The following is a 24897-nucleotide window of genomic DNA, read 5'->3' as shown; positions in this document are numbered from 1 at the left end:
AATCATGATTGTAGCGGTATATGACCATTAAAGAGGGAAATGTCTGTCAAAATTTGTCATTAGTCATAATTAGAGACTTGCCAGCTTTGCCAGCTTCCTCCCGTACCAGCCTGGGAAGCAGGTAGCCGGGTAATTGTTGATGCAGTTGCTGGTAAATAGCCAGCGCCTCGGCAGTCGGAGTATCAAACTGGTGTGTGCCTGTGACCGGGTCGAGCAGATGCAGGTAGTAAGGCAGGATGCCGGCATCAAATAACGACTGGCTCAGTTCGATCAGGGTAGCGGCCTGGTTGTTGACGCCTTGCAGCAGTACCGACTGGTTCAGCAAGGTGATGCCCGCCTGGCGCAGTGTCTGGAGGTGTTGACGAAACAGCTCGTCGATCTCATTGGCATGGTTAATATGTAATACCACACTGATCGACAGGCGGCTGTGGCCGAGCAACTGCGCCAGGGCCGGGGTCAGGCGCTGGGGAATCACCACCGGCAGACGGGTATGAATACGCAAGCGTCGCACGTGAGGTATCTGCCCGATGGTATCAACCAACTCTGCCAGCGCCTCGTCTTTCAGCATTAATGGGTCGCCACCACTCAAAATCACCTCACTGATGGATGGGTCATCACGAACATAATCCAGCGCACTTTGCCATTGCCGGCGGCTGAGACGATTGTCGGCATAGTCAAAATGACGGCGAAAGCAGTAGCGACAGTTAACTGCACAGCCCGTCGCCGCCAGTAACAAGAGCCGGCCCTGATATTTGTGAACGATACCGGGGGTGATATTGGCGTGTTGCTCATCCAGTGGATCACTGACATAACCCGGCATGGCGATAAGCTCTTCAGCGTCTGGCAGTACCTGGCGCAGCAAGGGATCGTGGGGGTTGCCAGGTTCCATTTTTTGCAGATACGGCGCAGGAACGAGCACCGGAAACGTACTGGCAGCCAGTTGTCGGTCGCTCAAATGAGTCGGAGCAAGATGCAGTGCCGAGAACAATTGTTCGGGGCTACGAATGGCGCTGGCCAGAATCTGTTGCCAGTCTTGCTGCTCAATGGCAGCAGATCGCGTTATGATGTGCACTTTATAACAATGTCCTACTCTAATTGGATTGCGAAATGGCGAACTATTCTACCAACGAATTTAAACCCGGTCTTAAAGTCATGATGGATGGAGAGCCGTGCTCCATTATTGAGAACGAATATGTAAAACCCGGCAAAGGTCAGGCATTTAACCGCGTCAAACTGCGCAACTTGCGTATTGGCCGGGTGATTGAAAAAACCTTCAAGTCCGGCGAATCACTCGAAGGTGCCGACGTGATGGAAGTCGACATGGAATACCTCTACAACGATGGCGAATTCTGGCACTTCATGGCCACCGACGGTTCTTTTGAACAACACGGTGCCTCTGCTGAAGCGGTTGGCGATACCGTCAAATGGCTGAAAGAGCAAGACCAGTATGTCGTCACTCTGTTTAACGGTGCCATCCTGACCGTTGCGCCAGCCAACTTTGTTGAACTGGAAGTGGCAGAAACCGACCCGGGCATGAAAGGGGATACGGCACAGGGTGGCAGCAAGCCGGCGACGCTGGTGACCGGTGCGGTCGTGAAAGTCCCACTGTTTATCAATATCGGCGACATCTTGCGGATTGATACCCGCTCAGGTGAATACGTCAGCCGTGCCTGATCGATAACCGAGACTGATCCAAAGGGAGCCTGACGGCTCCTTTTTTTTTGTCGGCGTCTGGTGCGGCTGGCCGATAGTCTGACCTGACTTTATCATTTCATGACTGGATACATGCGTAGAGAATCTTATGACCAAATGCTGGACCCCGACGGCTTCCCTTGCCGCGCTTCAAGCCAGAGCCTTGATGTATCAACAGATCCGTCAGTTTTTCGCCGAGCGGCAGGTGCTGGAAGTAGAAACTCCGCTGTTGGCCCAGGCTCCGGTGAGTGATCCGAATATTGAACCCATGGCCACCGCCGATGGCCGTTATCTGCATACCTCGCCGGAGTATGCGATGAAACGGCTGTTATGTGCCGGTAGTGGTGATATCTACCAGATCTGTAAAGTTTTCCGCCGGGGTGAAGCCGGTCGCCGCCATAACCCGGAATTCTCCATGCTGGAATGGTACCGGTTGGACTGGAACGAGCATCAGTTGATGGATGAAGTAGCGGATATTGCCGTCCTGATGCTGGGACTGCCATCAACACCGCCCCGGGTGATGCTGACTTATCAGCAGGCATTGTTGCAGTACGCCGGTCTGGACCCGTTGCAGTGCCGTGATGTGACGATTGCTGAGTGTGGCCAGCAGCTGGCTGGGCAAGATCTGTCGCTGGATCGGGATGGCTGGCTCGACGTTATCGTGAGTCATGCGGTTGAGCCTGCCTTGCCACGGGATACCCTGGTATTTGTTTACGACTTTCCGGCATCCCAGGCGGCACTGGCTAAAACCCGCCGGACGGTCGATGGTCATGATGTGGCTGAGCGTTTTGAGCTGTTCTGGAACGGTGCAGAGTTGGCCAATGGTTATCATGAATTGACGGATGTTGCTGAACAGACGCGCCGTTTTGAGCAGGAAGCTAACGGTCGTCCAATCGATAAGCGGCTACTGGCGGCACTGGGTTCCGGCTTGCCGCCATGTGCCGGGGTAGCCATGGGACTGGATCGGTTATTGATGCAGCGGTTACAGGTCTCCACAATTGCTGAGGTATTAAGCTTCGATTGGCTGCAGGCCTGACATTTTCGCGCAAACATTTTCAGTAACTTACCGCTTGCCAGACCTGATTGACAGAAGGTTATGGTCAGATTTCCCCTCACGTAGTGAGGGTAGATAGGATGACTGGAAAGCAGGCGTTAAGCCGGTTGCTGTTGATGGTGGGGATTGTGACGGGCGCGGTGATGGCCATGCATTCACCGCTGGTGGCAGCTGCAGGAATTGATTGTGAACTGATGATTGCCCGGGTGGGCGTTGGCGGTGGTTTGCAAGTCCGGGTGCCATTAACCCGTATGGTGGCTGAGGATCAGCAAACCCTGCAACACCTGAAGTCGGCTGACGCCGAACAGATTGCCCATTTGATGACGTCACTCAGCCGGGTTATCTGGCCGGGTCATGAGCAACAGAGCGAGCAATGGCGTTTTGCTGATATGCATCTGGATGGTAGTCAGCAGTGGCTGGTCTTGCGTATCCGGCCACAAGGCAGCTTGCCGGATATGCCCGGTGGTTGCCTTGTGGCCAGTCGGCACTGATAAAGAGATACCGATAAACCGATAAAGAGACGCTGACGTTATCAGGTACGGGGTTTGTCGGTGTCTGACTCCGGGGTGTGTTCATCAACAGGTGACGGTTGGTCGGTACCGTCGGGAGCTTGTGTTTCTTCTTTTTTGAGCTCTTCTGCTTCAATAGCTTCAACGGCTTCAACCGTATCCGTTACCGGCTGCTCTGTTGCCGGTGTCAGGGTTTCCGGTGTTGCTGAAGTGCTGCTTGGGCTGCTGTGAGTGTCTGTTTCTGCTTCAGCTTGTTCTGTTTCTGGCTCTGCTGTTTCCGGTTCATCAGGGCGCAGTGCACTGATTGAGCCCAGTCGGCTACCCATTCGAATCGGGCTACCGGCCTCCAGCTCCTTGCTCCAGTCGACCATGCCATCCGGGAAACACAGCACCACAGTGGAGCCAAGGCAGAAGCGGCCCATTTCTTCACCCTTATCCAGTTCCACCGGTTGCGGATCACGATAATCCGTTACCTTGATCTTGCGCGAGGCCGGGGTGATCTGGCCAGCCCAGACGGTTTCAATGGCCGCCACAATCATGGCACCCACCAGCACCATGGCCATGGGGCCGTGTTCGGTATCAAAAATACAGACCAGTCGTTCGTTACGGGCAAACAGACCGGGAACCCGTTCAGCAGTGGTCTGATTGACCGAAAACAGTGCTCCGGGGACGTAGATCATTTCTCGCAGTTTGCCCGGCATCGGCATATGGACACGATGATAATCCCGTGGCGACAGATACAGGGTGGCAAACTGGCCACCGGCAAAGTCTTCAGCGCGCTGACGCGAGCCACCCAGTAATTCAGTCAGGGAAAAAGCCTGACCCTTGGCCTGGAAAATACGCCCATGCTGAATCCGGCCCAATTGGGAAACCGCGCCGTCAACCGGTGACAACAGGCTGTCAACGGCTTGATCCTGGGGTCGGGCTTCGGGCAGCAGTTCACGGGTAAAAAAGTCGTTAAAACTGCGAAAGTCCTGCGGGTGCTGACGCTGGGCTTCATCCAGGCGTACGTCGTACTGACGGATAAAGCGGGTGATCAGCTGGTTTTTGAGCCAACGGCTTTCACAGGCAGCCAATTTGCCAACCAGACGAGACAGCCAGTGGTGAGGCAGCACGTATTGGCTGGCAATAAACAGATCATCTTTTAACAAAGGGGGACTCTCTTTTATTAGGCCAGGCACGTCCTTGGCCGGAATGGGTGATCATTACTCGTGTGTCGACTTAGGGCTGATCGCCAGTGGTCACCGGGGTGTTGGGGTCGTTGCCCCACTCAGACCAGGAACCAGGGTAGGCTTTGATATTCAGCCCCAGAATCTTGCCCACCAAATAGGTATAGCCAGAGCGGTGATGAGTCTGGCAATGGGTGGCAATTTCCTTGTCGGCAGTCAGTCCCATGTCTGACAGCAGTACACGGAAGGGTTCCAACGGGTTGATACGCAAACCATTTTCCGGGTTCATTCCCCGCGTCCATTCGTAGTTGACGGCACCGGGAATATGGCCACCTCGGCTGGAAATAACCTTGTCGCCGCAGTACTCCGCCTGGGAACGGGCATCCCAGATGGCGAAGTCTGGCTGGCCAATACGGGCGAGGATATCGTCTTTGCTCAGCGAGAAACCATCGCACAACTGTTCGACCTGATAGCTGGAAGGCACAGGGGCTACATTACCGGCTTCTGTGGGCAGACCGTCCTGCAACCAGGCCTTGATACCACCATTCAGATAGCTGTAATGACGATGGCCAATCATATCGAGTACCCAGATCAAGCGACCAGCCCAACCGCCACCCTCATCGTCATAAGCAATAACGTGGGTGTCCGGGGTTAACCCCAAGGCGCTGAAGACTTCAGACAGTTGTGGTAACGAGGGCAGGGCGCCGGGTGTTGGAGCAATGCCCAGCTGCAGGCGCTTGAAGTCCAGGTGTACGGCTCCAGGAATATGATGCTGGAGATAGCTGTCGAGTTTGCTCTGATCAATGATCAGCACGTTATTCAGCGGCAATTGCTCAGCAAGCGTTTGAGCTTCCAGCAGCAGTGGCAGTGGACTCATGAATAATACTCCGGATAAACAGGTCGCAAAGAAGCAGTGTATCCAAGCCGGAGACCGCTGTCAGGCGTTCAGAGCTCCGACAGGGTCTCGACAATCCGTTTGTAGCTGATAAAGCGTTCCTGACTGATCAGTTCTTCATCGACGGCTTGCAGCAAGGCACAACCGGGTTCGGATTCATGATGGCAATCACGGAAGCGACAATGCCCCGCCAGTGCCCGTAACTCGCGGAAACCGTACAGCACGTCGTCTTCGCTCATATGCCAGAGACCAAACTCACGGATTCCCGGGGAGTCAATCAGGTCGCCACCGGCGGGAAAATGATACAGCCGGGCGGTGGTGGTGGTGTGTTTGCCTTTGCGGGTATTTTCCGACAGCGGCCCGACCTTGAGTTCTTCACCGGGTAACAGGGTGCCAATCAGGGATGACTTGCCGACCCCGGATTGGCCAACAAAGACGCTGACGCGATCGTTAAGGAATTCTTTTAATTCCCCAAGGCTCTCCGGTTCATTGGCACAGACCTGCAGAATGCGATACCCCAGATCGGCATAACGCTGTAGCAGTGGCTCCAGATGGAACAGACTGAGGTCGTCCAGCAGATCGGTTTTGTTGAGCAGAATAATGGGTTCGATGTGGCAGTTTTCGGCGGCCACCAGATAACGGTCAATCAGATTGGCGTGCGCGTGTGGTTCGGGGGCAATCACCAGCACAATAAAGTCGATATTGGCGGCTACCGGCTTGATCTCGTTGTACGGGTTGGGGCGTGACAGCTCAGAGTCACGTGGCTGCACCATTTCAACGACGCCCTGATTGACTCCCTGGGCATTGGCCGGTGCCGGGCGGAAGACAATTTTGTCGCCAGTGACCAGAGAACCAAGGTTGGCCCGCAAAAAACAGCGGTAGGTATTGCGGTCGTTGTCTTCCACTTCTACCTGGGCACCAAAGTGGGCGATCACCTGGCCGTGCATCTCGTCGCCGAGTTCACCGGCGTTGAGCTGGTCGGAAATCACCGCCTCTTTTTGCTGGGCGCGCTGGGCTTTTTCTTCCTGAATCTTGGCAATACGCCAGGATTGTTTTTTGGTGAGTTTTCGTTTGGCCATGCATTACTCAGAGTGTCGGTTCGGCCGTCATTCTCCGTGCTGGCTGCAGGAAGCGCAAGCGTTGGCCAGCGGTGATTCTGGCCAGAGTCAATGCACCGGCTGTACAATGGCTGCCGGTGCCTCGTTATCCGGGTGGCTCAGTGGCTGACCATCCAGTTACGCAAGTTTTCCAGCATGTCGCAACAGCGCCCAAGCTGCCCGATCGTGACGAACTCATCCGGCTTGTGTCCTTGATCCATACTGCCAGGGCCACAGACCAGCGTGGCCACACCAGCCTGATCGAACAGCCCACCTTCGGTACCAAAGGCGACGGTAGTGAAGTCATGGCTGCCGCTCCATTCGCTGAGCCATTGGGCAAAGCGGGATTGCGGATCAGTGAGTAACGGCGGGTAGGATGCCAACATCTCAAAATGAATCCCTGCGTCCGGGTGCACGGTTTGCATTGCCGGCTGCAGGGTTGAAGCGGCAAAGTCCTTCAGTTTGTCCAGTGTTGCGTTGACATCGGTATCGGGCAGATAGCGCATTTCAAAATCAAACTGGCAGGCTTCCGGTACGATATTGAGCGCCACGCCACCCTGGATCTTGCCCGTTTGCAGCGTGCTGTAAGGGGGATCAAAACGGCGATCCTGTTGCTGCTTCAGCGGCTCGGCCAGATCCGTCAGCTTGCCGATCAGCCTGGCTGCATACTCAATGGCATTGACTCCCTCGGGCGCGTAGGCCGAATGGCAGGCATGGCCCTTGACCTTGCAGCGCATACCGACCTTGCCCTTGTGACCATAAACCGGCTGCATGCTGGTTGGCTCGCCAATAATGCACATGGCAGGATGGTCGGGTGATGACTGGATATGGTCAATCAAACCGGGTACGCCAAGGCAGCCGACTTCCTCGTCGTATGAGAAAGCCAGATGCAAAGGCATGGTCAGGGCGGATTGCTGAAAGCGGGGAGCCGCCTCCAGTACACAGGCAATAAAGCCTTTCATATCGGCGCTGCCACGGCCGTAACAGCGGCCCCCGTCTTCGGTCAGCTGGAAGGGTGGGTAAGACCATGACTGGCCATCCACCGGCACCACATCCGTATGGCCGGATAACATGACGCCGCCGTCCCCAGCCGGGCCAAGCCGGGCATACAGGTTGGCCTTGGTGCGCTCTGGGTTGAAGATCAACTCTGATGGGATACCGAGTTGATCGAGGTAGTCCCGGATTGATTCAATCAGCGCCAGATTGGACTCGCGGCTGGTGGTGTCGTGGGCCAGTAGCATGGCCAACAAATGGCGGAGTTCTTCGCTCAGTGTTGGCCTGGCTTGGCTGGTGGTCGGGTTATTCATCGCCGGGAACGCCATAGCTGGGGGCGTCGCGGGGGTCCAGTGCCCGAGTTACATAAGCCTGCATTTGTGGTTCATAGTCTTGCCACAGTTGTTCGAGTACGCCAATGGGGTTCTCGTCTGCCCAGTCGACACGCAAGTCGACCAGCGGCCAGATATAATCATCGACAACCTTGACGGCCGCAGAATGCACCGGCCCGGCTTCGCCACCCTGGGCAATCCCGGCTGCCAGCGCCTGGATCAGGCGGCCGGTCAGCTCACCGGAGGAGGCTTCAAAGGCACTGATCATGGCATTGATAACACCGTCATTCGCGAGCATGTTTCCCGCTGCAACACAGTGCAGGCCTTGTTTCATGGCGGATGTGCCGAGGGTTTCGGTACCACTGAAACAGGCGCTGACCCCTTTGTTGTCGATCACTGTCACCTGGCGATAGGCACTGAAACGGTCGTCGGCCAGAGCAGCTTTCAAGGCCTGTTCGGACGACTGGTTTTGCTCCAGTCGGGCGAGAATGGCTGGCCCCAGTGCGGGCAAGGTGATGTTCTGGCTGGAAACCGCGCCAATGCCTGCTTGCAACCAGGGGCAGCGGGCACCAACGGCAATACTGGATGAACTGATTGCTACGCCCAGTTGGCCGGTTTCCGGGCAATAGGCGGACAGGGAGACGGTCATGCTGGCTCCTTGTCTGCTGCCTGATCTGGAATCACGGCGATGACGTCGATTTCCATCAACCACTGAGGCTGTGCCAGACCGGCCACTACCAGTCCGGTAGAGATAGGGTAAACCCCTTTGAGCCAACGACCCACTTCCCGGTACACCGGCTCACGGTAACGCGGGTCGGTAATATAGGTCGTGGTTTTGACGATATGACTCAGGTCGCTACCGGCTTCTGCCAGTAGCTGTTTAACGTTTTTCATTGCCTGCTCGGCCTGGGCTTGCGGGTCTCCCAGGCCAACCAGATTACCTTCGAAATCGGTACCGACCTGACCACGAACATAGACGGTATTACCCGCTCGTACCGCCTGGCATAGATCGTTATCCAGTGTCTGGTTCGGGTAGGTTTCTTTGGTGTTGAACATGCGGATACGGGTATGCGTTACCATGATGATTCCTGTTTCAGCTGTGACGGTAGTACTGGTATTGACGTTGGATAACGATCTGGTCTGCGATGTATTTGGCGTCATGCCATACGCCCCAGATAAAGGTTGAGCCGCGGCGGGAGAGCCATGGCAAGCCGAGGAAGTAGACACCAGGCTCGCTGGATACGCCGCGATGATGTTTGGGTTGTCCCTTGTCATCAAAGGCATCGACCTGCAGCCAGCTGTAATCGGTGGCATAACCGGTCGCCCAGATAATGGCGGTGATACCTGCTTGCTTGAGATCCAGCTCCAGTGTCGGTTGGGTCATGCACTCCGGGTCGGCAAGGAATTCCCGAGCCTGTGGTTCTTCGGGCAAATCCAGTCCGTGACGGCTGACGTAGGCATCGGCGCGGTCGAGTAACGATAGATAATTGGCGTCACCGGCCTTGATATTGTCGGCCAGGTCGTTGCGGAAGCAGGCAACACCGTTGTCGAAAGACTCAGTACGGCCAACCAGGTTCAGGCCCTGTTGTGCCAGCTGGCGGAAGTCGATGGTTTGGCCACCGTGGGCACCACTGACCGCAATGGTAACGTGTTCCTTGCCGGGTTCGTTGGCAGCGGCATCCCACAAACCCAGCACACCCAGCCACCACACAAAGTCGCGGTCGCGGTAGCTGCGGGGTGGACGGTCGTGAGGTCCGACCGACAGATATACTTTTTTGCCTGACCGTTGCAGCTCGTCGGCAATCTGTACGCCGGACGAACCGGCACCAATTACCAGTACCCCACCTTCTGGCAGCCGTTCCGGGTTACGGTAGTGGGCGGAATGAATCTGCAATAATTCCGGGTCTTGCGGGGCCGCGGCAGGAATCACCGGAATCTGGAAGGGGCCAGTGGACGATACCACCCGCTGGGCCTGGATAATGCCGTCGGATGTCGTGACGGTAAAACCGCCAGCGCCTTCGTTGCGCACGACGCTCAGGACTTCGACGCCGGTACGAATCGGCGCGTTGAATTTTTCTGCATAGGAGACAAAATAATCAGCCACCTTGTCTTTGGGGACAAAGCTGTCAGCATCGGCTCCGGGAAAGGTCATGCCCGGGAAACGGTCATGCCAGGCTGGGCCATTGGCGACCAGAGAATCCCAGCGAACGCTGCGCCAGGCTTCAGCAATACGATTCTTTTCCAGAACCAGATGAGGTACCTCCAGGCGCGTCAGATGCTCACTCATGGCGATGCCTGCCTGACCAGCCCCAACGATAAGGGTATCGATGTTTGTCATATTTTCTGTCATGTCTGCATGCCTTCTAAATGCCAGGCTTTATTACCTTGGGATGAATAAAGCTAGGTTATGGCAGACAATAAATTCAGTAAATTATTATAAATATACGATCTCGATAGAAAAAATATCTCGCACCAGCAGTGATCATTCAGGCTAATAATTATTAGCTGTTTTTATGGTGGATTCGCCCAGATTGTAATTACGGCAATAATCCATAAACAAGCGGGCAGGGTGAGTGGGTTCATTGTTTTTAAGATAAGCCATAATCAGGGTAGAGCTTTCCATTTCATCTTCAATCTCCACATGAGCCAGCTCCTGGCCGTCGTAGGTTGTATTGGTCAGTGGCCGGGTAACCAGTATTGAAAACCCTTGTCCCTGACCCACCATACAACGGACCATTTCAATAGAAGGCGAAGCGTAGGCGACTTCCGGGTGGAGTCCTTTTTCGGTAAACAGGCTTAAAAAATAGTTTCTGCTGGGAATAACATCCAGCAACACCATAGGCTCCCGGCTCAGTTCGGTCAGGGTCACTGACGGCTGCTGGGCCAGCGGATGGCCGATGGGCAGCAGGGCATAGGGGCGATGGGGTGCATTCAGGGCTTCCCGTCGGATGGAGTTGTCCAGCTCCAGGTCGTACAGAAACGCCAGGTCAAACTGGCCCCGGTGCAAACCGATCATCAGTTCGTGCTGCTCGCCATCATGCAGTTGTACATCGATGCCCGGGTACACTTTCTTGAATCCGGCAATCAGCCGGGGAATATACAGCGGTGCAACGGATTCAAAGCTGCCAACCGTGATTTTGCCTGAGGTCTGGTCACTGCTGGCCAGTGAATTTTGCTCAAATTCATAGGAGAGGCGCAGGAGCTCTTTGGCTTTTTCATAAAAGCGGCGACCTCCTGGTGTCAGCGACACCCCTTGGGCATGATGCCGTATCAACAGCTGCTGGTCGAAGGTGTCTTCAAGGTTCTTGATGGCGATAGATATAGACGGCTGGGCAATGTGCAGCCGACGGGAGGCCTCGGCGATACTTTGGGTTTCAACGACCGTGGTAAAGTAGTGCAACTGCTTCAGCGTGAAGTTTTTCATGGATGAGCCATCTATAAAATATTGTCAGTGTATTAGTTCCTATATATTTTTTATTTGCAATAGGCATGCCATGATCGGAATGAATTGGCCTGTTCGCTAGCGGAAGTGATTTGGACCGGAATGCCCTGAAATATGCCGGTTTGGCTTTGGACATGGACTAATAAATCAATATGCGTGCGTTGTTTTGGAGCGTTGTGATTCCTGTTGGTGCATAAAATGCCATGTATTCGGGTGCAATTTGGTAATGGGCGTAAAAGGTTTGTGAAAAATTGATCTGGATACTACCTATTTTTTTTAAAGCTAGAAGCTCAAAAAATAATAATTGTTTACGATTTGTATATTCCTTCATAGTAATTACACCTATTTGAAACCCGCTTGCTCTTTGGGAGAGCATAGACGGTTTTATAATTTTATTATCAGGTGGTAACCCTATGGCATTTGATTGGGACTACATGTTCAGTCTATTCAGTCTAACCGATTTCTGGTTGGCAACCTGGACCGTTATCAAACTCAGTTTGGCCAGTTGGGGGTTGAGTGTTGTCGTGGGCTTTTTACTGGCCTTGGGGAAACAATCCAGTCGACCGCTGTTAAATATACCGGCGAGCTTTTATATCTGGCTGTTCCGAAGTGTGCCGTTACTGGTACTGCTTATTTTTGTTTATAACATGCCGCAGGTATTGCCGATCAGTAGCGTGATCATGAGTGATCCTTTCTGGGCTGGCCTGATTGCCCTGGTGCTGTGCGAAAGTGCCTATGTTGCTGAAATCCACCGGGGTGGTTTGCTGTCGATCCCCAAAGGACAGGGTGAAGCGGCCCGTGCTCTCGGGGTGCGTTTTTTTGGTATCCAGTGGCTGGTGGTGATTCCCCAGGCATTACGAGTGGCGTTACCCTCCCTTGCCAATGAGTATATTTCCATCGTCAAGCTGACGTCGCTGGTCTCGGTGATTTCGCTGACGGAAATTCTGATGGTAGGTCAACGCCTGTATTCCCAGAACTTTCTGGTGTTGGAAACCATGGCAGCGGTGGCAGCGTTTTATGTCTTTATCGTTACCTTGTTTGATTTTTTGCTGAAGCGTCTTGAAGGCTATCTCGACGTGACCAACAAGAAAAGCAAGGTCCCATCAGCAGCACTGACCGCCGCTGTCAATCAGGCGCCAGCAGCCGCTCTGACACCACCCAATGAATTTGATGGCCCGGCGTTGCAGGTATCGCAGCTACACAAGGCCTTCAATAATGTTGAAGTCCTTGGGTCGGTCGATCTGAGCATCAATCCCGGAGAAGTGGTGTCCATCATCGGGCCATCCGGCTCCGGCAAAACCACCCTGATTCGGCTGATGAATGGTCTGGAGCAACTGGATCATGGCGAAATCGATCTGAATGGCCAGCCGTTTCTGCAGCTGCATCACCATGGGCCAGATAAGTCCCGCTTTGTTGAGCACTCAGAGCATCGCCGCAAGATTGGCATGGTGTTCCAGAGTTTCAACCTGTTTCCACACCTCAGTGTGCTCGATAACCTGATGCTGGCGCCCTGCTATCACCGCATCGCCGACCGGCATGAGCTAGAGATGCAGGCTTACCAGCTATTGAACAAGGTGGGCATGCTCGAACACGCCTGGAAATACCCTCATCAGTTGTCCGGTGGTCAGCAACAGCGGGTCGCAATTGCCCGGGCACTGATGATGCGGCCGCAAATCATGTTGTTCGATGAGCCGACGTCGGCGCTGGACCCGGAGAAGGTGAACGAGGTGTTGCAGGTGATTGAAGACCTGGCACGAGAAGGCATCACCATGGTGATTGTTACCCACGAGATGAACTTTGCCTTCAAGGTATCCGATCGCATTGTCTTTATGGAAAAAGGGCGCGTGGTGTGTGACGACACGCCCGAGGTATTACGCAGTGGCCAGAACCCTCGCGTGGATGCCTTTTTGAAAGATGTTTCTTTGGCCTGATTTAATATATTTGGGAGTGACTCATGATTGAACAATGGCAAATAGACCAATATCACGGACAAGGTTTTCTGCTTGTTAACAATGTACTGAACCCGGATGACGTTGCGGCCCTGCAATCCGAATTTGATGGTTGGGTAGAAGAAAGCCGCAAGCACGAAACCCCATGGGGTGAAACGATTGATGGGCGCGCCCGTTTTGATATCGAAGGTGACCACGCAGCGGATCACCCGTCGCTGCGACGCGTCAGCTCGCCGACCGAGATTTCAGACGTCTTCAAGCGTATTGCGCTGCAATCACGGGTTGCACAAATTGCCGGTCAGCTGGTCGGCAGTCGCGGTGCCCGCCTGCACCACAGCAAGGTGAACTCCAAACTGCCACACACTGCGACGGAAGTGAAATGGCATCAGGATTTTCCGTTTACCCCCCACAGCAATGATGATCTGGTGACCTGTCTGCTGATGATCAGCGAAGTCACTCCGGCCAACGGCCCTTTGCAAGTGGTGCCGGGCAGCCATCGTGGCCCGCTGTTCTCCCACTGGCAGCATGACCGCTTTACCGGCACGGTTGATGACGCCGTGATCGCCGAGCACTGCCAGCAACCAACCTCTTGTTACGGCCCTGCTGGTTCCGTGTGTTTTATGCATACTCGTGTGTTGCATGCTTCCAGCCCGAATGAAACCGAATTGCCTCGCACCATTTTTATCAATGTGTACGCCGCTGAAGATGCCTTGCCATACGGGGACAACCCGCTGCCGAGCATCCATTCTGGCGAACTGGTATGGGGTGAAGAAAGTGGTGAAATACGCAGCACCAACAATACCCTGCGTCTGCCAGAAAAGCCCAAGGGCGCCTCGTTCTTTGTGCAACAGGCGGGTAATGATCCGCTCAACTACTGATTCCTGATTCCCAATAGACTCACGAGAGAAATGATCATGACGTTTTTTGCCCGTACTGCAGGTTCAACGGTGCGTTCTGTCGCCGTAGGTATTGTTGGAGCAGCGCTGTCGCTGACATCCCTCAGCACCCTGGCGTTCAAGGAACCTGGTAAAATCATCGCTGGTTCAGATATCACCTTTTTTCCTTATGAATATATGGAAAACAACAAACCGAAGGGGTTCGATATTGAATTCCTGGAAGGGCTTGGCAAGGTCATGAGCCGGGAAGCCATTAATATTGATACTCGTTGGGCTAACCTGATTCCCGGTTTGCGGGGTGGCCGTTTCGACATTACCAACTCGTCGATGTACATCACTGCCGATCGTATGAAAGTGATCGACATGATTCCTTACCTGAAAAGTGGTGAATCCATTCTGTCGATCAAAGGCAGTGACTATCAGCCTGAAATGCCAGAAGATTTCTGTGGTCATCGCATTGGTTCCATGGCGGGCACAGCCTGGCTGAAACAGTTGCAGACGCTGTCGGTAGAATATTGTGAAGCCAATGGACTGAAGCCAATCGCGATCAGTGAATACCCAACCGATCCCCAGACTACCCAAGCAATGCTGTCGCATGCAGTAGAAGCCCAGATTACCGATGCGGCTGTTGCTCGGGGTGTGGTGGAGAAACTGGGTGGTCGAGTTGTGATTTCTTCCAGGACGCTGATTTATCCAGTGCTGAACGGTTTCGGGGTGAAAAAAGGCAACGACATCGTTCGCAACGCCCTGATTGCAGGGATCGAAAAATTCAGTAAAACGCCGGAATACGCCGCGTTATTGAAAAAATACAACTTCCAGGCACCGACTGCGGCCGATATTGAGTCGTTGTTGCCGAAAAAATAAGCCTGCTTTTGAGGATTCAATACTGGGTTCTGGTTGCTGTTGCCGTATCAGAATCCAGGGTTGGAGCCACGGGTATGAAGAGCCAGCGTCAATCGCTCTGGATACCTGGCTACCCATAACAATCCCCATTGGCTGGCAGTTAACACATCATTATCGACAGCAGCCCCTATCAACGCTGACGCATCATTGACGTATAGCGCAAGTACGCATTTTACCGGAGTAACCTATGTCGCTTTCTCTCGAAGAGCAGTTGCGGATCGATCTCGCAGCCAGCCTCCGCATTGTTGCCCACCTGGGTATGCATGAGGCTGTGGCTAACCATTTCAGTGCCGCCGTTTCCGACGATGGCAAACAGTTTCTGATGAACCCCAAGTGGAAACATTTTTCCCGCGTCTGTGCCAGCGACATGCTGTTGCTGGATGCCGACGATGCCCGCAACGCCGAACGGCCTGAAGTGGATGCCACCGCCTGGTCGATCCATGGCCAGCTGCACCAGCGTTTGCCCCATGTCCGTGTTGCGATGCATCTGCACCCGGTGTACACCACCGCCATCGCGACGATGAAGAACCCGCACATTCCTGCGATTGATCAGAACACCGCCCGGTATTTTAACCGGATGTCTGTCGACACCCTGTTTGGCGGCATGGCCAATACCGTGGAAGAAGGGGCGCGTTTGTCTGGCCTGCTGAAAAACAACAGCCGCTTGTTGATGGGTAATCATGGCGTGATGGTGACCAGTACTGATATTGGCGTGGCGTTTGATGATATTTGGACACTGGAGCGCGCCTGCCAGATTCTGGTGGCCGCCTGGTCAACGGGCCAGCCGCTGAATATCCTGCCGGATGAGGTGGCGGAGAAAACAGCACGGGACTGGGAAAGTATCCCGGACTTTTCGCGCCAGCACTTCGAGGAAATGAAGCAGCTGATGATCGCTCAGGACCCATCGCTGCTGGATTAATGGTATCGGGTCCGGGCCGGCTTGTTGCCGCGCAGCCTTGCACCAGACGGCAGAGCTGCACGGGCCATAACCAGCCTCAATGGCTGATCATCCAGGGCCGCATGCCCGGGAACATCTTTTCGCCATTGGCGGTGTACATCAGGTTACTCTTGCGTTTGCTGCCACAGCCGCAGCCCTTGTCATGCTTGTGACGGTTATCAAACAGGTGTTGCTGCTTTTTCTCGTGCTCTTTTTCCTGGTACTGGCTGGCGCTCATGACATCGGGTGCTTCGCGGGATTTCTCGTTACGCTCCATGGCGGCGCGGGTTTCCTTCAGCACTTTGGCAATGGCCGGGGGCAAAACAATGACCCGGGCCGAACGGGTGTGGCATTGAGGGCATGGCTGGGGCTGGTCGTGCTCTTGCATCGGGGCCAGTTCCTGAAAAACCCCGTGGTGCGGGCATTTGTAGTCATACATGGGCATGGTGGCTATCTCCGGCAGTCTGTCAGTGCACATCATGGGAAAACAACAGCAGTGGCGCGGTTACCCGGCCACTGCCAATGGGCGCGTGGATCAGTCGAGATCGGCTGCTTTGGGAATATCGATGGAGCCATCCAGATGCTTGATGGGGCCATCGGCAGACGGTTTGATATCAAATTCGAAGATATCGGTCGGTAACCACAAGGTGGCGCAAGAGTTCGGAATATCCACGACGCCACTGATGTGTCCCTGAATCGGTGCACAGCCAATAATGGCGTAACCCTGGGCTTCGGTATAACCGAATTTGGTCAGGTAATTGATGGCGTTCATACAGGCTTGCTTGTACGCCAGGCTGGTATCGAGGTAATGCTGTTTGCCGGCATCATCCACTGAGATACCTTCAAAAATCAGATAGTCATCGTATTTGGGAACCAGAGGGCTGGGTTTGAAGATCGGGTTTTTGACCTGGTATTTGGCCATGCCATCCTTGATCAGGTTGACGCGCAAATGAATCCAGCCGGCCATTTCAATGGCGCCACAGAAGGTGATTTCACCATCTCCCTGGCTGAAATGCAGATCGCCAACCGATAAACCGGCACCGTCCACATAGACCGGGAAATACACCTTGGCACCACGGGTCAAGTCTTTGATGTCACAGTTACCCCCGTGCTCTCGTGGCGGTACGGTCCGTGCGCCTTCGGCGGCTGCGGCGGCTTTTTCGTCCCCTTCCAGTCGTCCCATATGGGCGGTGTCGGCGTACGGCAGGCAGGCGAGTGCCGGTTCCCGGTCCGGGTCGGTATCAAACAGTTCTTTTTCCCGGTGATTCCAGGTATCCAGCATGTCCCGTGAAGGCAGACAGCCAATCAAGCCGGGGTGCAGAATGCCCGCAAATTCAACGCCGGGAACGTGGCGGGATTTGGTGTAGATGCCGTTAAAGTCCCAGATGGATTTTTGCGCTTGCGGGAAGTGGTCGGTCAGGAAACCGCCGCCATTTGTCTTGGCAAAAAAGCCGTTGAAGCCCCATTGTTGCTCGGCAAAGGTACCGATATCGAGAATATCCACTTCCAGCAAGTCTCCGGGCTGAGCGCCTTCCACCGCGACCGGGCCGGAGAGAAAATGCACCTGGGTCAGGTCGACATCACGGATGTCTTCGGCGTTGTCGTCGTTCTTGATCTGACCGCCTGTCCAGTCATAGCACTCGATAATAAAGTCATCGCCGGGCTTGACGGTAGACACCATGGGAATATCCGGGTGCCAGCGGTTGTGGACGCTGTCGTTCTCGTAAGCAGACTGGTTAAGGTCAATTTTGATGATGGTATCAGTCATGGTTAGCTCCTTGATGGGCAAGTACGGCTTTGGAAAAAACGTGTGGATCGACGGCGACCGGGCCGTCTTCGCGGGTATTGGAAGGTGAAGGCGCTGAAGCGTGTGTGGCCGGGTCGGCCGCGGCGCTTGGCATGGGGCCTGCGCTGAACGTCAGGGCGTCGTTGCGTAGCAAGGCGCGCAGCTGGCGAGGATGGGCGCAAGACGGCAGGGTGAGCAGGTAGCTGGCCAGTGGCACAACAACCTGGCGTTGAAACAAGCGCTGAATGGCCCGGGCACCGTAGTGCTGGTCAAAGTCGCCACGACTGAGCCAAAACAGGCAGGCGTCGTCGAGCAACAGGGTCAGCTGATGTCTTTTCAGACGCTGGTTAAGCTCATTCAGCAGGGTGGTGACTACCTGTGGCAGTTGTTCGCTGCCGAGGCTGGCAAAACGTTCGATGCAATGAATCCGGTTGAGGAATTCGGCATCAAAGTGATTATCGAGGGCGCGCTGCTGCAACCGGTGTTTGAGTCTGGCCTGCCATGCGGGTGGCAGCCATGGGCGCAGCGGGTGGCGCTGCCATGCCCGTGAACCCAGGTTGCTGGTCATGAACACCAGAGTGTTACGGAAATTCAGTGCTTTCTGACCCGATGCCAGAGTCAGCTCGCCGTTATCCAGAATATTCATCAGGCTGCGGACCACGTCCGGGCTGGCTTTTTCTATTTCATCAAACAGCACGATGCCGGGGCGGCTGTTGCTGCCCTTGATCAGTTCCTCGTTGAGCAGCGTCAGGTTGTCCTTGCTGCCGACGTAGCCCGGCGGCGCCCCGGTAATGGCGGCGCTGTAATGGCTCTGCGACAAGGTATTCATGTCGATGCGGCAGAAGTGGTTGGCATCACCATGCAGGGCTTCGGCAATGCGGCGCACCATTTCGGTTTTGCCCACTCCGGTATCGCCAAGGAACAATGCCGTCAGCAGTGGGCGACGATCGTCACTGAGCCCGGCCTTGAGCACATCCAGCTGGCGGCACAAGCTATGAATAATTTGCTGCTGCCCCACCAGATGACGCTCCAGTTGCTGTTGCAGCTGCGCCGGTTCGAAAGCAAAGCGGGAGTAAAGCGCCGGGCGTTCGGATGCCGCGGCGTCACTGGTGTGGGACTGGCGCTGTTGTGATTGCAGACGATCGTTAATAAACACCATGGTTATCGCGCCTCAGGAACCGGATTCCATGGTTTTTTCCGGTGTCGGAATACCACCTACCGGGCATTCTTCCGTACCGATGGTGCTGCGCGTCATGGCCTCGACGTCGTCGCGGGCCTTCTCGGCATCGGTGACCCAGGTGCGGTAAAACTCGAACGGGCAATCGGCAACGCCACGGTCACCATCACCGGAGGCGTGCATACCGGTGTAACCCCGGTGCAGCAGCTTGAACAGATGATTCTGGGACTGGTCGTTTTTGCGGGCATCGCGGATTTGTGACAGCGATAACTGGGCGTATTGGATGCCCATGTCTTCTTCGCCACATTCACCAAGGGTGCGGCCATCAAAACCAATAATGGCGGAGTGGCCAAAGTAGGAATAAACCCCGTCGAAACCGGCGGCGTTGGCCACGGCGACGTAGCAGTTGTTGGCCCAGGCCATGGACTTGGACATCATCACCTGCTGCTCTTTGGCCGGGTACATATAGCCTTGGCAGCGCACAATCAGCTCGGCGCCTTTCATGGCGCAGTCGCGCCAGATTTCCGGGTAGTTGCCGTCGTCACAAATGATCAGGCTCAGCTTCATGCCTTTGGGGCCATCACTGACGTAGGTACGATCGCCGGGATACCAGCCTTCGATCGGGCACCAGGGCAGGCATTTGCGGTATTTCTGGACGATGTCACCGAGATTGTTGATCAGCACCAGGGTGTTGTAGGGCGCCTTGTTGGGGTGTTCTTCGTGCTGCTCGCCGGTGAGGGAAAACACCCCCCAGGTGTTGGCCGCACGACAGGCAGCGGCAAACATATCGGTTTCCGGCCCTGGAATGGTGGTTGCGGTGGCCATCATTTCGTCGTGGTCGTACATGATGCCCATGGTGCTGTATTCCGGAAATACAATCAGATCCATCCCTGGCAGACCTTTTTTGATGCCCTGGATCATCTCGGCAATGCTGGCCGCGTTGTCGAGCACATCGGCCCTGGTGTGCAGGCGGGGCATCTTGTAGTTCACCACGGCGACGCCGACGGTATCGTTGCTGCTTGAAATATCACCATGACGCATGGTTGTTCTCCTTTGGCTCAGATTCGGTTTAGACGGACAGGTAGCGGGTGATGGTGGCCTGATCGGCCTCCTCGACAGGCACGTCGAGGACGATGTTGCCTTTCTCGATCACCAGGATGCGATCGGCGACGTCCAGGGCGAAACTGAGCACCTGCTCAGAAACGATGATCGACAATTTGCGCTGGTCGCGGATCGTGCGCAGGGTGCGCGCCATTTCCTTGATGATGCTGGGCTGGATGCCTTCGGTGGGTTCGTCCAGCAGCAGCACGCTGGGATTGCTGGCTAACGCCCGTGCGATGGCAAGCTGTTGTTGCTGGCCACCGGACAGGTTGCCGCCACGACGGTGCTGCATTTCTTTCAGTACCGGGAACATGACGTAGAGATCTTCGGGAATGTCATTCTTGCCGGTGGAGGTGAGGCCGGTTTCAATATTTTCTTTCACCGTCATGGTGGAGAAAATCATCCGCCCCTGTGGCACAAAGCCGACACCAGCGCCGACGCGTTCGTAACTCTGGAGTGGCACCAGATCGACTCCGTTGAGGGCAACCGTTCCGGACTTGCTCGGAATCATGCCGATCAGCGATTTCATCAGCGTGGTTTTGCCCATGCCGTTACGGCCTAGCACGGCGACAATTTCTTCGTCTCCGACACTCAGGTTCATATTGCGAATCACGTCACTTTGACCGTAGGCAACGTTGTAATCGGTTAGCTCAAGCATTGTTTATCTCCTCGTTTACCGGCTTGGCGATCAATGGCCCAGGTACACTTCAATGACTTTGGGATCGTTCTGAACCCGCTCCATCGAGCCTTCCGACAGCACCTTGCCCTGATGCAGGACGGTGACGCGGTCGGCGATGTCGGCAACAAACTGCATGTCGTGTTCAATCACCAGCACTGAACGGTCCTTGGTGATTTTTTGCAGCAGTGCCGCGGTTTGCTGGCGTTCAGAAACCGACATGCCCGCCACCGGTTCGTCGAGCATCAGCAGCTCGGGGTCCTGGATCAGCAACATGCCGATTTCCAGCCATTGTTTCTGGCCGTGGCTGAGCAGGTCGGCGGACATATCGAGCTTGTCGGCGAGGAAGATCATCTCGGCAATTTCGATAACCTTGTCGATTACCTGCTGGTCGCGCCGGAAGGTCAGTGCTCCCCAGACGTTGCGGCCTCTGGGGTAGGAGAGTTCGAGGTTTTCAAACACCGTCAGGTCTTCGTAAATCGACGGCGTCTGGAACTTGCGGCCGATACCGGCATGGACGATCTGGTGCTCGTTCATGCGGGTCAGCTCCTTGCCCTTGAACTTGATCGAGCCTTCAGTGGCCTTGGTGCGGCCACAAATCAGATCCAGTACGGTGGTTTTACCGGCACCGTTGGGGCCGATAATGACGCGGATTTCCTGCTCCTCAACGTAGAGCGAGAGGTCGCTGACGGCCTTGAAGCCATCGAACGAGACTGTCAGGCCCTCCACGCTGAGGACGAAGTCCTTCTGCTCAATGTGCTTGTTAGTTTCCAGCATGACGGTGCTCCACGGTGGGGTTGGCAGAAGGAGTAGACGAGGTTTCGGCCGTTGTCGTCACCGCGACGGCGGGAATGGTGCTGGGCGGTACGGGAGAGCGTAAGCGGGCCGGCAGGCGCGGTTCGATATAGGTTGTCCAGACACCGGCGAGGCCATTCGGGAAGGCCATGACCACACCGATAAACAAGGCCCCCATGGCAAACAGCCACAGCTCCGGAAAGGATTCCGAGAAGCTGGTTTTGGCGGCGTTGACCAGCAGAGCGCCATACACCGCCCCCAGCAGTGAAAGACGACCACCAACGGCGCAGAAAATCACCATTTCGATCGACGGCACGATGCCAACAAAGGTGGGTGACATAAAACCGATCTGCAGGGTGAACATGGCACCACCAATGGCGGAGAACACCGAAGCCAGACAGAAGATAAAAATCTTGAATGCCGAGACGTCATAGCCAGAGAAACGCACCCGGTCTTCCCGTTCCCGCATCGCGACTAACAGGCGTCCCAGTTTGCTGTTGATGACGTATTTGCCAATAAACAGACAGACAAACAGCAGGGCCACGCAGACGAAATAAAGAATGTACTTGGCTTCGTCGGTACGAATATCCCAGCCGTGCAGGGTGCGCAGGTCGGTGATGCCGTTAACCCCTCCGGTGTAGCCTTGTTGGCCAATGATCAGGATGGTCAGGATGGCGGCCACCGCCTGGGTGATGATGGCAAAATACACCCCGCCAACCCGGCGTTTGAACATGGCAACCGTCACCACAAAGGCGAAAAATGCCGGTACCAGAATAATGGCGAGCAAGGTAAAGCCGAAGCTGTGGAAGGGTTCCCAGAACCACGGCAGCTCGGTGAGCTGGTTCCAGTCCATAAAGTCCGGGATGCCCGGCGTTGTCTGGATGGCGGTGTTTTCCGGGCTGGAGGCTTCCAGCTTCAGAAACATCGCCATGCAGTAACCGCCAAGGCCAAAAAATACACCCTGACCCAGGCTGAGAATGCCGCCGTAGCCCCAGCACAGCACCAGACCAATGGCGACGAAGGCATAGGTCAGATATTTGCCGATCAGGTTGAGGCGGAAAATATCCATACTCAACGGTAGAACCACGATCAGCAACAGCGCCAGAATCAGCATATGGCTGAGCTGGTAGCGAGCGAACAAATGGGCAATAAAGTTCATGGGCGACCTCTTTATTTACGTATTTTGAGAGAGAACAGCCCTTGTGGACGCAGCATCAAAATGCCAACGACGACGAGCAGGGTGAGCACTTTGGCCATCGAGCCACTGAGGAAAAATTCCATGGTCGATTGCGCCTGAGAGATGGTGAAAGCCGATGCGATGGTGCCCACCAGACTGGATGCGCCACCAAAAACCACCACCAGAAAGGTGTCGACGATGTACAGCTGGCCGGAGGTCGGGCCGGTTGAACCGATCATGGTAAAGGCGGCTCCGGCGATCCCGGCGATCCCACAGCCGAGCGCAAAGGTCAGGCGGTCAACGCGGGCGGTGTTGATGCCGACGGCAGAGGCCATCGGCCGGTTTTGCACCACGGCCCGGGTTTGTTTGCCGAGTCGGGATTTCTGCATTGTCAGACCCACACCAACGGCGACCACCAGCGTAATGGCCATCACAAACAGGCCGTTGATGGGAATTTCCACCATATCGGTCAGGGCGATGGAACCCATCAGCCAGTCGGGCAGGGTGACGCCGACTTCCCGCGGGCCAAAGATGGTGCGATACAGTTGTTGCATGATCAGGCTCAGGCCCCAGGTGGCCAGCAGCGTATCGAGTGGGCGTTTATAGAGGTGCCGGATCATGGCCCATTCGATAAAGGCCCCGAGCGCGCCGGCGGCCAGAAAGGCGAGGATCAGGGCGACAAAAAAATACAGGCTGTACAGGGATTCCGGCAGGTATGACGAAAAGACATTGGACGTCAGGTACGTGGTGTAGGCGCCGAGAATCATGAATTCGCCGTGGGCCATATTGATGACGCCCATCTGGCCAAAAATAATCGCCAGCCCCAGTGCCATCAGAACAAAAACAGAAAACAGAGTGAGACCGGCAAATCCCTGCATGGCAAAAATCGAGGTCAGCTCGGTCATGGTGTAGTCGGCAAACATGGTGTTTCCTCCCAGTGGGTTGTAGCGCTACAAGCAGCAAGATAAGCAGAAGGGGAAGCGGCCCTGGCGGGCCGCTTGTTGCGGTTCTTGCTGAGTCACTTGCCTGGTAACACTGGCTTAGTAACCTTCAGGGAACGGGTTAGGCTCGATCAGCTCGGAGCTTTCGTAAACCACCTTGTATTGACCATCCAGCTGGGCGTGGCCGATACGGGTTTTGGACCAGAGGTGATGATTGTCGTGGATGCGGACATAACCTTCTGGAGCGGTGGTCAGCTCGATGTCAGGAGAGGCGGCGCGGACTTTGTCGATATCGAAAGAACCGGCTTTTTCAACAGCGGCTTTCCACAACCAGGGGCCAAGGTAAGCGGCCTGGGTGACATCACCGATCACAATGTCGTCGCCGTATTTGGCTTTGAAGGCTTTAACAAACGCTTCGTTGTTGGCGTTTGGCAGGCTTTGGAAGTACTTCATGGAGGCGTAGATGCCATCGATGTTCTCGCCACCAATGCCGAGGATCTCGTCTTCGGTCACGGAAATGGTCAGGAACAGCGGCTTCTCTTTGGTCATGTCGATGCCCGCGGCTTTCAGCTGCTTGTAGAACGCCACGTTGGAGCCACCAACCACCGAGATAAAGACGACATCCGGTTTTTTCAGTTTGATTTTGTTGATAACCGAGTTGAACTGGGTGTGTCCGAGCGGGTAGTACTCTTCGCCAACCACTTTGTCGCCAAGGACACTTTCAATGTGTTTGCGGGCAATCTTGTTGGAGGTACGTGGCCAGATGTAGTCAGACCCCAATAAAAAGTATTTTTTCGCGTCTTTGGCATCATCCGCCCAGTCGAGACCCTCGAGAATTTGCTGGGTGGCTTCCTGACCGGTATAAATTACGTTGGGTGATTGCTCCAGTCCTTCGTAGAAGGTCGGGTAGTAGAGCATGCCGTTGTATTGCTCAAACACGGGCAATACGGCTTTGCGGGAAGCCGAGGTCCAGCAGCCGAACACGGCAGCGACCTTGTCGCGGACCAGCAGTTTCTTGGCTTTTTCGGCAAAGGTTGGCCAGTCGCTGGCACCGTCTTCCTGGGTATATACAATCTGGCGACCCAATACGCCACCCATGGCATTGATCTGGTCGATGGCCAGTTTTTCAGCCTGTACCGAACCGGTTTCACTGATGGCCATGGTGCCGGTAATGGAGTGCAGGATACCGACGGTGACGGTGCTATCGGTCACGGCAAGGCCGGTTGAGTTGGCGCTGTCAGCCAGTGCTGGCAGGCTGACGTGTGCCAGCGCCAGGGCGGCCGGAATGGCCAGCATGCGACGTAGCAGGGTACGGCGTGTACCTCTGGTTGAGTCGTAATTCCTTGATTTTGAAATCATAATTGGGCCTCTTCATG

25 protein-coding genes are annotated in these 24897 nt (G+C 55.1%); 7 read left to right on the top strand and 18 right to left on the bottom strand.

What is annotated here, in order from left to right; all coding sequences use genetic code 11:
- Positions 1 to 46: 46 nt before the first annotated feature.
- Complete coding sequence (gene epmB, locus Q8W32_RS09815) at positions 47 to 1072, bottom strand: EF-P beta-lysylation protein EpmB (RefSeq protein ID WP_305414735.1); 1026 nt, start codon at positions 1070 to 1072, stop codon at positions 47 to 49.
- 35 nt (positions 1073 to 1107) lie between these two features.
- On the opposite strand from epmB, the gene efp reads away from it, so the two are divergent.
- The 3 genes from efp (at position 1108) to Q8W32_RS09800 (ending at position 3237) form a co-directional block, all read left to right on the top strand.
- On the top strand, positions 1108 to 1674 hold the full coding sequence (gene efp / locus Q8W32_RS09810; RefSeq protein ID WP_303433158.1) for an elongation factor P: 567 nt from the start codon (positions 1108 to 1110) through the stop codon (positions 1672 to 1674).
- 127 nt (positions 1675 to 1801) lie between these two features.
- The gene (epmA, locus tag Q8W32_RS09805) at positions 1802 to 2728 is read left to right on the top strand and encodes an EF-P lysine aminoacylase EpmA (RefSeq protein WP_305414734.1); all 927 of its coding nucleotides are present in this window, start codon (positions 1802 to 1804) and stop codon (positions 2726 to 2728) included.
- Positions 2729 to 2826: 98 nt separating this feature from the next.
- Positions 2827 to 3237, top strand: coding sequence for a hypothetical protein (locus tag Q8W32_RS09800; RefSeq protein WP_303433161.1), 411 nt, complete (start codon positions 2827 to 2829; stop codon positions 3235 to 3237).
- Positions 3238 to 3278: 41 nt separating this feature from the next.
- On the opposite strand, the gene asd is transcribed toward Q8W32_RS09800, so the two are convergent.
- The 8 genes from asd to Q8W32_RS09760 form a co-directional block, all read right to left on the bottom strand.
- The gene (asd, locus tag Q8W32_RS09795; RefSeq protein WP_370693678.1) at positions 3279 to 4406 is read right to left on the bottom strand and encodes an archaetidylserine decarboxylase; all 1128 of its coding nucleotides are present in this window, start codon (positions 4404 to 4406) and stop codon (positions 3279 to 3281) included.
- Positions 4407 to 4476: 70 nt separating this feature from the next.
- Entirely contained in the window at positions 4477 to 5301 is an 825-nt protein-coding gene (locus tag Q8W32_RS09790) for a sulfurtransferase (protein ID WP_305414732.1), read from the bottom strand.
- A gap of 68 nt (positions 5302 to 5369) precedes the next feature.
- Positions 5370 to 6398 carry a small ribosomal subunit biogenesis GTPase RsgA gene (gene rsgA, locus Q8W32_RS09785; protein WP_305414730.1) on the bottom strand — a complete coding sequence of 343 codons (1029 nt, stop codon included), beginning with the start codon at positions 6396 to 6398 and terminating at the stop codon, positions 5370 to 5372.
- A gap of 137 nt (positions 6399 to 6535) precedes the next feature.
- Complete coding sequence (gene argE / locus Q8W32_RS09780; protein WP_305414729.1) at positions 6536 to 7723, bottom strand: acetylornithine deacetylase; 1188 nt, start codon at positions 7721 to 7723, stop codon at positions 6536 to 6538.
- The gene (locus tag Q8W32_RS09775) at positions 7716 to 8390 is read right to left on the bottom strand and encodes a DUF1028 domain-containing protein (protein WP_305414728.1); all 675 of its coding nucleotides are present in this window, start codon (positions 8388 to 8390) and stop codon (positions 7716 to 7718) included. Before Q8W32_RS09775 ends, argE begins: the two co-directional genes overlap by 8 nt.
- On the bottom strand, positions 8387 to 8821 hold the full coding sequence (locus Q8W32_RS09770) for a RidA family protein (RefSeq protein ID WP_303433167.1): 435 nt from the start codon (positions 8819 to 8821) through the stop codon (positions 8387 to 8389). Before Q8W32_RS09770 ends, Q8W32_RS09775 begins: the two co-directional genes overlap by 4 nt.
- A gap of 13 nt (positions 8822 to 8834) precedes the next feature.
- Positions 8835 to 10091 carry an NAD(P)/FAD-dependent oxidoreductase gene (locus tag Q8W32_RS09765; RefSeq protein WP_305414727.1) on the bottom strand — a complete coding sequence of 419 codons (1257 nt, stop codon included), beginning with the start codon at positions 10089 to 10091 and terminating at the stop codon, positions 8835 to 8837.
- 141 nt (positions 10092 to 10232) lie between these two features.
- Positions 10233 to 11165 (bottom strand): LysR substrate-binding domain-containing protein, encoded by a 933-nt coding sequence (locus Q8W32_RS09760; RefSeq protein ID WP_303433169.1) that lies wholly within the window; start codon positions 11163 to 11165, stop codon positions 10233 to 10235.
- A 431-nt stretch (positions 11166 to 11596) separates the two neighbouring features.
- Between Q8W32_RS09760 and Q8W32_RS09755 the strand changes: the two genes are divergently transcribed.
- From Q8W32_RS09755 to Q8W32_RS09740, 4 genes are all read left to right on the top strand, one after another.
- Positions 11597 to 13114: an amino acid ABC transporter permease/ATP-binding protein gene (locus Q8W32_RS09755; protein ID WP_305414725.1), complete on the top strand. Its 1518-nt coding sequence runs from the start codon at positions 11597 to 11599 to the stop codon at positions 13112 to 13114.
- 23 nt (positions 13115 to 13137) lie between these two features.
- Positions 13138 to 14010, top strand: a complete 873-nt coding sequence (locus Q8W32_RS09750) for a phytanoyl-CoA dioxygenase family protein (RefSeq protein ID WP_305414723.1) — start codon at positions 13138 to 13140, stop codon at positions 14008 to 14010.
- Between the two features lie 36 nt (positions 14011 to 14046).
- Positions 14047 to 14892 carry a transporter substrate-binding domain-containing protein gene (locus Q8W32_RS09745; protein ID WP_305414722.1) on the top strand — a complete coding sequence of 282 codons (846 nt, stop codon included), beginning with the start codon at positions 14047 to 14049 and terminating at the stop codon, positions 14890 to 14892.
- A gap of 226 nt (positions 14893 to 15118) precedes the next feature.
- A complete protein-coding gene (locus tag Q8W32_RS09740) occupies positions 15119 to 15850 on the top strand; it encodes a class II aldolase and adducin N-terminal domain-containing protein (RefSeq protein WP_305414721.1) in 732 nt (243 codons plus the stop codon).
- Between the two features lie 76 nt (positions 15851 to 15926).
- On the opposite strand, the gene Q8W32_RS09735 is transcribed toward Q8W32_RS09740, so the two are convergent.
- From Q8W32_RS09735 to urtA, 9 genes are all read right to left on the bottom strand, one after another.
- The gene (locus Q8W32_RS09735; RefSeq protein ID WP_303433175.1) at positions 15927 to 16313 is read right to left on the bottom strand and encodes a zinc ribbon domain-containing protein; all 387 of its coding nucleotides are present in this window, start codon (positions 16311 to 16313) and stop codon (positions 15927 to 15929) included.
- A gap of 90 nt (positions 16314 to 16403) precedes the next feature.
- Positions 16404 to 17636 carry a formamidase gene (gene fmdA / locus Q8W32_RS09730; RefSeq protein ID WP_303433176.1) on the bottom strand — a complete coding sequence of 411 codons (1233 nt, stop codon included), beginning with the start codon at positions 17634 to 17636 and terminating at the stop codon, positions 16404 to 16406.
- Positions 17629 to 18813: an AAA family ATPase gene (locus Q8W32_RS09725; protein ID WP_303433177.1), complete on the bottom strand. Its 1185-nt coding sequence runs from the start codon at positions 18811 to 18813 to the stop codon at positions 17629 to 17631. Before Q8W32_RS09725 ends, fmdA begins: the two co-directional genes overlap by 8 nt.
- A 12-nt stretch (positions 18814 to 18825) precedes the next feature.
- Positions 18826 to 19872, bottom strand: a complete 1047-nt coding sequence (locus Q8W32_RS09720; protein ID WP_305414720.1) for an aliphatic amidase — start codon at positions 19870 to 19872, stop codon at positions 18826 to 18828.
- Between the two features lie 28 nt (positions 19873 to 19900).
- Entirely contained in the window at positions 19901 to 20590 is a 690-nt protein-coding gene (gene urtE / locus Q8W32_RS09715) for an urea ABC transporter ATP-binding subunit UrtE (RefSeq protein WP_303433179.1), read from the bottom strand.
- Between the two features lie 30 nt (positions 20591 to 20620).
- Positions 20621 to 21385 carry an urea ABC transporter ATP-binding protein UrtD gene (gene urtD, locus Q8W32_RS09710; RefSeq protein WP_303433181.1) on the bottom strand — a complete coding sequence of 255 codons (765 nt, stop codon included), beginning with the start codon at positions 21383 to 21385 and terminating at the stop codon, positions 20621 to 20623.
- Positions 21372 to 22562, bottom strand: a complete 1191-nt coding sequence (gene urtC / locus Q8W32_RS09705) for an urea ABC transporter permease subunit UrtC (RefSeq protein ID WP_303433182.1) — start codon at positions 22560 to 22562, stop codon at positions 21372 to 21374. The genes urtD and urtC overlap by 14 nt, the downstream gene beginning before the upstream one ends.
- Before the next feature lie 11 nt (positions 22563 to 22573).
- Positions 22574 to 23503: an urea ABC transporter permease subunit UrtB gene (urtB, locus tag Q8W32_RS09700; protein WP_303433184.1), complete on the bottom strand. Its 930-nt coding sequence runs from the start codon at positions 23501 to 23503 to the stop codon at positions 22574 to 22576.
- A 117-nt stretch (positions 23504 to 23620) separates the two neighbouring features.
- Positions 23621 to 24880, bottom strand: coding sequence for an urea ABC transporter substrate-binding protein (urtA, locus tag Q8W32_RS09695; RefSeq protein WP_303433185.1), 1260 nt, complete (start codon positions 24878 to 24880; stop codon positions 23621 to 23623).
- Between the last annotated feature and the right edge of the window lie 17 nt (positions 24881 to 24897).

The organism is Oceanobacter sp. 3_MG-2023 (genome assembly GCF_030688925.1).
In the GTDB taxonomy this organism is placed as follows: domain Bacteria; phylum Pseudomonadota; class Gammaproteobacteria; order Pseudomonadales; family Oceanobacteraceae; genus Oceanobacter.
This window is presented reverse-complemented; position numbering and strand designations above follow the sequence as displayed.